A 6747-nucleotide genomic window follows, 5' to 3' on the forward strand; every position below is an offset into this window, starting at 1 on the left:
CGCATCCAGTGGGGTCAACCGGGCGGGGGGATACCACAACGAATGTCTCGACGGCTTTCCGCCTCTGGACAAACAGCCAAGCGACCCCTCACCGACGTCTCCCCCCCCCTCTCCGGAGGGCGCGGCCGACGTCGTTCGCGGTGCGGGTCGTCCGGCAGGGAGAATGTCCGACGTGACGACGACCGACCTCGAGGAGGGACAGGCGTGACGGTGCCCGACGACGTCCTGGGGCGACTGGTGTCGCGCGTGCGCGCGACGCCGCCCAGGCTGCCCGCCCGGGGAGCGGACCGGCCGGAGGAGGGGACTCGGCTCGTGGTCGTGGACGGCCCGGCGGGCTCGGGCAAGTCGTCGTTGGCCGCGCAGCTCGCACGGGTTCTGCCCGCGCAGGTGGTCCACATGGACGACCTCTACGACGGCTGGTCCGGGCTGGCCGCCGGCGTCGAGCGGCTGCACGAGCAGGTCCTCGGCCCGCTCGCCGCGGGCGAGGACGGCCGCTACCAGCGCTACGACTGGGAGAGCGGCGGGTACGCCGAGTGGCACGACGTCCCGCGCGCGCCGTACCTCGTCGTGGAGGGCTGCGGGGCCGGGGACCCGAGGGTCGACGACGTCTCGGCCCTGCTCGTGTGGGTCGAGACCGACGACGCGCTGCGGCTCACGCGCGGCCTCGCGCGCGACGGCGAGGAGGCGCGGGGGCACTGGAAGGCGTGGATGGCGGCGGAGAGCGCGCTCTACGCGGCGCACCGGACCGCGCGCCGCGCCGACGTGCGCCTGGACGGTTGGGGTCAGGTCACGTGGCCGACGCACGGGATCTGACGGTGCGGGGCGGCGAGCGGGACGCCGTCGTGCCGGCGCGCGAGTGGTTCGCGCGGGACGTCCGGCTCGTCGCGCGGGACCTGCTCGGCGCGCTGCTCACCCGCCGCGCGCCCGACGGCGCCGTCACCCTGCGGATCACCGAGGTGGAGGCGTACGCGGGCACGGCCGACCCGGGGTCGCACGCGTTCCGGGGTGAGACGGCGCGCAACCGCACGATGTTCGGCGAGCCCGGACACGTCTACGTGTACCGGCACCTGGGGCTGCACCACTGCATGAACGTCGTGTGCAGCCCGCCGGGCGAGGCGTCGGCGGTGCTGCTGCGGGCGGGCGAGGTGGTCGGGGGAGCGGACCTCGCCCGCGAGCGGCGCGCGGCGGCGGGCGTGACGCGGTCCGACGTCGACCTGGCGCGCGGCCCGGCGCGGCTGACGGTCGCCCTGGCGATCGACCGGGACGACGACGGCGCGGACGTCACGGACCCGGACGGCGACCTGGTGCTGCGGGTGCCCGACCGTACCGCCGACCGTGCCGCCGACCGTGCCGCCGACCGTGCCGCCGATGAGGTCGCGACGGGTCCCCGCGTCGGCGTGAGCGGCGAGGGAGGCCGGGCGGACCGGTTCCCGTGGCGGGTGTGGCTGGCGGGCGACCCGACGGTCTCGCCGTACCGGGCCGCGGAATCCCGGCGCCGACGGCGGTAGGCGTCGGGCACACTAGGAGGGCGGCCCGACCGGGTCGCGATCCCTTTCCCCGAGGAGCACACGGTGACCGACGTTCTCGACGAGCTGCACTGGCGAGGCCTGGTGGCGCAGTCCACCGACGAGGCCGCGCTGCGTTCTGCGCTGGCCGAGGGACCCGTCACCTATTACGCGGGCTTCGACCCGACGGCGCAGAGCCTGCACGTCGGGCACATGGTCCAGCTGCTGAACATGCGTCGGCTCCAGCTCGCCGGGCACCGTCCTCTTGCGCTGGTCGGCGGGGCCACGGGGCTGATCGGCGACCCGCGCCCGACCACGGAGCGTTCGATGCAGTCGCGCGACGTCGTCGCCGGCTGGGTGGACCGCATCCGCGCGCAGATCGAGCCGTTCCTGGACTTCGAGGGGCCGGCGGCCGCGCGCATGGTCAACAACCTCGACTGGACCGGCGCCATGTCGGCGATCGACTTCCTGCGCGACGTGGGCAAGCACTTCCGGGTGGGCACGATGCTCGGCAAGGACATCGTGGCCCGGCGCCTGCGGTCGGACGAGGGCATCAGCTACACCGAGTTCAGCTACCAGGTGCTGCAGGGCATGGACTTCCGGGAGCTGTACGAGCGCCACGGGTGCACGCTGCAGCTCGGCGGCAACGACCAGTGGGGCAACCTGCTGTCCGGGGTCGAGCTGATCCGCAAGACGGACGGCGCGGCCGTGCACGCCCTGACGTCGCCCCTCATCACCAAGGCCGACGGCACCAAGATGGGCAAGTCGGAGGGCGGGGCGGTCTGGCTCGACCCGGAGCTCACGAGCCCGTACGCCTTCTACCAGTTCTGGGTGAACACCGCGGACGCGGACGTCGTGAAGTACCTCAAGGTCTTCACCTTCCGGTCGCGGGAGGAGATCGAGGCGCTCGAGGGCGAGGTGGCGGAGCGCCCCTTCGCCCGCGAGGCGCAGCGGGCGCTCGCCGGCGACCTGACCACCCTGGTGCACGGTCAGGCGGCGACCGACGCCGTCATCACGGCGAGCCAGGCCCTCTTCGGGCGCGGCGAGCTGCAGGGACTGGACGCGGGGACGCTCGGCGCCGCCGTCGCGGAGCTCCCGCGCACGACGGCGAAGGCGGGCGACCTCGTCGTCGACGCCTTCGTGGGCTCGGGCCTGGTCGCGTCGAAGGCCGCCGCGCGCCGCGCGATCGGCGAGGGCGGGGCCTACGTGAACAACACCAAGGTGGAGTCCGAGGACGCGGCCCTGCGCACCGAGGACCTGCTGCACGGCCGCTACGCCGTCCTTCGTCGCGGCAAGCGGACCCTCGCGGTGGCCGTCGCGGAGTGATGCCCCGCGTGCTGTCGTCCGCGTGATGTCGAGGGTTCCGGGGGAGCGCGAGCTCCCCCGGGGCCCTCGCCGCACGTCGAGCGAGGCCCGCACGGCGTCGACGGCCGCACCAGATCGTGCGACGTCCCGGTATTCCTGCAGGTCAGAGCGCGATTTGGCGCCCCGGCCGGAGTGTGTGTAATGTTCTGGTCGTTCGCCCGACAGGGAGAACGGACACCGAGGAGACAGCCGCGAGGCTGGGTACCGGTGGCCGGCCCGGGGCGGACACCCGAATCCTTCTTCACGAGGTCGACTAGTGCGCCCTCGTTCGGGACCGGGACGTTCGAACCGACACGCCGGGCCAACGGCCGGGAGTTGACGGGGAAGAACGAACCGAGTAAGGTTGAGGGGTTGCCCCGGCGGGGTCGGAACGGTTGGTTCTGGTTCTGCGGTGTGCGTCGGTTGTTTGAGAACTCAACAGTGTGTTTGATAGTCAATGCCAAATTTTTGAACCCTTTGTGGTTCCTTTGGATCGGACTGAGCAGTTCAGCTTGGTCTGGCCAGTATCGTTGAATGCTGCGGGCTCTTTTGGGGGTTCGTGGTGTTTCTCTTCTTTTACGGAGAGTTTGATCCTGGCTCAGGACGAACGCTGGCGGCGTGCTTAACACATGCAAGTCGAACGGTGAAGTCCCAGCTTGCTGGGATGGATCAGTGGCGAACGGGTGAGTAACACGTGAGCAACCTGCCCTCCACTTCGGGATAAGCCTTGGAAACGGGGTCTAATACCGGATATGAGCCTGCATCGCATGGTGTGGGTTGGAAAGTTTTTCGGTGGGGGATGGGCTCGCGGCCTATCAGCTTGTTGGTGGGGTGATGGCCTACCAAGGCGTCGACGGGTAGCCGGCCTGAGAGGGCGACCGGCCACACTGGGACTGAGACACGGCCCAGACTCCTACGGGAGGCAGCAGTGGGGAATATTGCACAATGGGCGAAAGCCTGATGCAGCGACGCCGCGTGAGGGATGACGGCCTTCGGGTTGTAAACCTCTTTCAGCAGGGAAGAAGCGCAAGTGACGGTACCTGCAGAAGAAGCGCCGGCTAACTACGTGCCAGCAGCCGCGGTAATACGTAGGGCGCAAGCGTTGTCCGGAATTATTGGGCGTAAAGAGCTCGTAGGCGGTCTGTCGCGTCTGGTGTGAAATCCCGAGGCTCAACCTCGGGCTTGCATCGGGTACGGGCAGACTAGAGTGCGGTAGGGGAGACTGGAATTCCTGGTGTAGCGGTGGAATGCGCAGATATCAGGAGGAACACCGATGGCGAAGGCAGGTCTCTGGGCCGCAACTGACGCTGAGGAGCGAAAGCATGGGGAGCGAACAGGATTAGATACCCTGGTAGTCCATGCCGTAAACGTTGGGCACTAGGTGTGGGGCTCATTCCACGAGTTCCGTGCCGCAGCTAACGCATTAAGTGCCCCGCCTGGGGAGTACGGCCGCAAGGCTAAAACTCAAAGGAATTGACGGGGGCCCGCACAAGCGGCGGAGCATGCGGATTAATTCGATGCAACGCGAAGAACCTTACCAAGGCTTGACATGTACGAGAACACGCTAGAGATAGCGGACTCTTTGGACACTCGTATACAGGTGGTGCATGGTTGTCGTCAGCTCGTGTCGTGAGATGTTGGGTTAAGTCCCGCAACGAGCGCAACCCTCGTCCTATGTTGCCAGCGGGTTATGCCGGGGACTCATGGGAGACTGCCGGGGTCAACTCGGAGGAAGGTGGGGATGACGTCAAATCATCATGCCCCTTATGTCTTGGGCTTCACGCATGCTACAATGGCCGGTACAGAGGGCTGCGATACCGTAAGGTGGAGCGAATCCCAAAAAGCCGGTCTCAGTTCGGATTGGGGTCTGCAACTCGACCCCATGAAGTCGGAGTCGCTAGTAATCGCAGATCAGCAACGCTGCGGTGAATACGTTCCCGGGCCTTGTACACACCGCCCGTCAAGTCACGAAAGTTGGTAACACCCGAAGCTCATGGCCCAACCGGTTTTCCGGGGGGAGTGGTCGAAGGTGGGACTGGCGATTGGGACTAAGTCGTAACAAGGTAGCCGTACCGGAAGGTGCGGCTGGATCACCTCCTTTCTAAGGAGCATCTGATACCCCCGCGTAGCTTCGCGATCGGGTCTGCCAGGTTGTCTGGTGGGTCTGGTGGTGGGGTGGGGGTCAGGCAGACCATCTGAGGCGCCGTTTGAGTGTCTGGTGGTTGCTCACGGGTGGAACATTGACTAGAAGGATCGGTTCGGCGTTCGGTCGCCGGCTAGTACACATCGTGGCTCTTCGGGGTCGGCAGTCTTCGGGCTGGCAGTCTTCGGGCTGGGTGGGGGAACGCTGGTGGTGGGGGGTTGGTCTGGTTCGCAAGCACACTGTTGGGTCCTGAGGCAATCGGCCCGCTCTGTTCGGATCGCCCCTGTGGGGTGGTGCGGGTGGGTGGTCGGGGGTCTTGATGGATACGGGTCGTGGGTCGGGTGTGAACCGCCTGCACGGGGTGTGGTCCCTGGGAGCGTGAGCTTCTGGGGATCGTGTCTGGTGGGGGTAGGCGTGCCGGGGGTCTGCGGGTCGTCCGTTGCTTGAGAACTGCACAGTGGACGCGAGCATCCCAGATGTTCAATGACTAGTTGATTTGTTTCGACTAGTTTCTTGATCTCTGTGAAATATTGTAGTGTGTCGAAGTTTTTAAGGGCACAGGGTGGATGCCTTGGCACTAGGAGCCGAAGAAGGACGTGGTAGCCTGCGATAAGCCTCGGGGAGTTGGCAAACGAGCTGTGATCCGAGGGTGTCCGAATGGGGGAACCCGGCTGGGGTCATGCCCAGTCACCTGCATCTGAATACATAGGGTGCAGGGGGGAACGTCGGGAAGTGAAACATCTCAGTACCGACAGGAAGAGATATTCCGTGAGTAGTGGCGAGCGAAAGCGGATGAGGCCAAACCGTGTGTGTGTCAAGCTGTCAGGCGTTGCACATGCGGGGTTGTGGGACCTTCTGACCAGATCTGACAGTCTGGTAGCCAGTAAGAAAGCCGTGTCATAGTCGAACCGCATTGAAAGGCGGACCGTAGTGGGTGTGAGTCCCGTAGACGAAATGGTGCGGCCTGGTTGAGGGGATCCCAAGTAGCACGGGGCCCGAGAAATCTCGTGTGAATCTGGCAAGACCACTTGCTAAGCCTAAATACTACCTAGTGACCGATAGCGGACTAGTACCGTGAGGGAAAGGTGAAAAGTACCCCGGGAGGGGAGTGAAATAGTACCTGAAACCGTGTGCCTACAATCCGTCGGAGCCTCCCTAGCAGGGGTGACGGCGTGCCTTTTGAAGAATGAGCCTGCGAGTTAGTGCTCGGTGGCGAGGTTAACCCGTGTGGGGAAGCCGTAGCGAAAGCGAGTCCGAATAGGGCGATACAGTCGCCGGGTCTAGACCCGAAGCGAAGTGATCTAGCCATGGGCAGGTTGAAGCGCCGGTAAGACGGCGTGGAGGACCGAACCCACTTAGGTTGAAAACTGAGGGGATGACCTGTGGTTAGGGGTGAAAGGCCAATCAAACTTCGTGATAGCTGGTTCTCCCCGAAATGCATTTAGGTGCAGCGTCACGTGTTTCTTGCCGGAGGTAGAGCTACTGGATGGCTAATGGGCCCTACCAGGTTACTGACGTCAGCCAAACTCCGAATGCCGGTAAGACATAGCGTGGCAGTGAGACTGCGGGGGATAAGCTTCGTAGTCGAGAGGGAAACAGCCCAGATCATCGGCTAAGGCCCCTAAGCGTGTGCTCAGTGGGAAAGGATGTGGAGTTGCACAGACAACCAGGAGGTTGGCTTAGAAGCAGCCACCCTTGAAAGAGTGCGTAATAGCTCACTGGTCAAGTGATTCCGCGCCGACAATGTAGCGGGGC

Annotated in this window: 3 protein-coding genes and 2 rRNA genes; all 5 read left to right on the forward strand. The window is 65.2% G+C overall.

The annotated features are described in order from the left end of the window. Nucleotides 1-204 precede the first annotated feature (204 nt). Complete coding sequence (locus tag ACFVS0_RS16765) at nt 205-813, forward strand: uridine kinase (RefSeq protein ID WP_430588589.1); 609 nt, start codon at nt 205-207, stop codon at nt 811-813. Then, nucleotides 792-1508: a DNA-3-methyladenine glycosylase gene (locus ACFVS0_RS16770; protein WP_430588590.1), complete on the forward strand. Its 717-nt coding sequence runs from the start codon at nt 792-794 to the stop codon at nt 1506-1508. Before ACFVS0_RS16765 ends, ACFVS0_RS16770 begins: the two co-directional genes overlap by 22 nt. A gap of 63 nt (nt 1509-1571) precedes the next feature. After that, complete coding sequence (gene tyrS / locus ACFVS0_RS16775; RefSeq protein ID WP_430586299.1) at nt 1572-2831, forward strand: tyrosine--tRNA ligase; 1260 nt, start codon at nt 1572-1574, stop codon at nt 2829-2831. Nucleotides 2832-3424: 593 nt separating this feature from the next. Beyond that, nucleotides 3425-4950, forward strand: a 16S ribosomal RNA gene (locus tag ACFVS0_RS16780). A 581-nt stretch (nt 4951-5531) separates the two neighbouring features. Continuing rightward, nucleotides 5532-6747, forward strand: a 23S ribosomal RNA gene (locus tag ACFVS0_RS16785); the annotation flags it as partial.

Origin of the sequence: Isoptericola sp. NPDC058082 (genome assembly GCF_042885055.1) — a bacterium.
In the GTDB taxonomy this organism is placed as follows: Bacteria; Actinomycetota; Actinomycetes; order Actinomycetales; family Cellulomonadaceae; genus Isoptericola.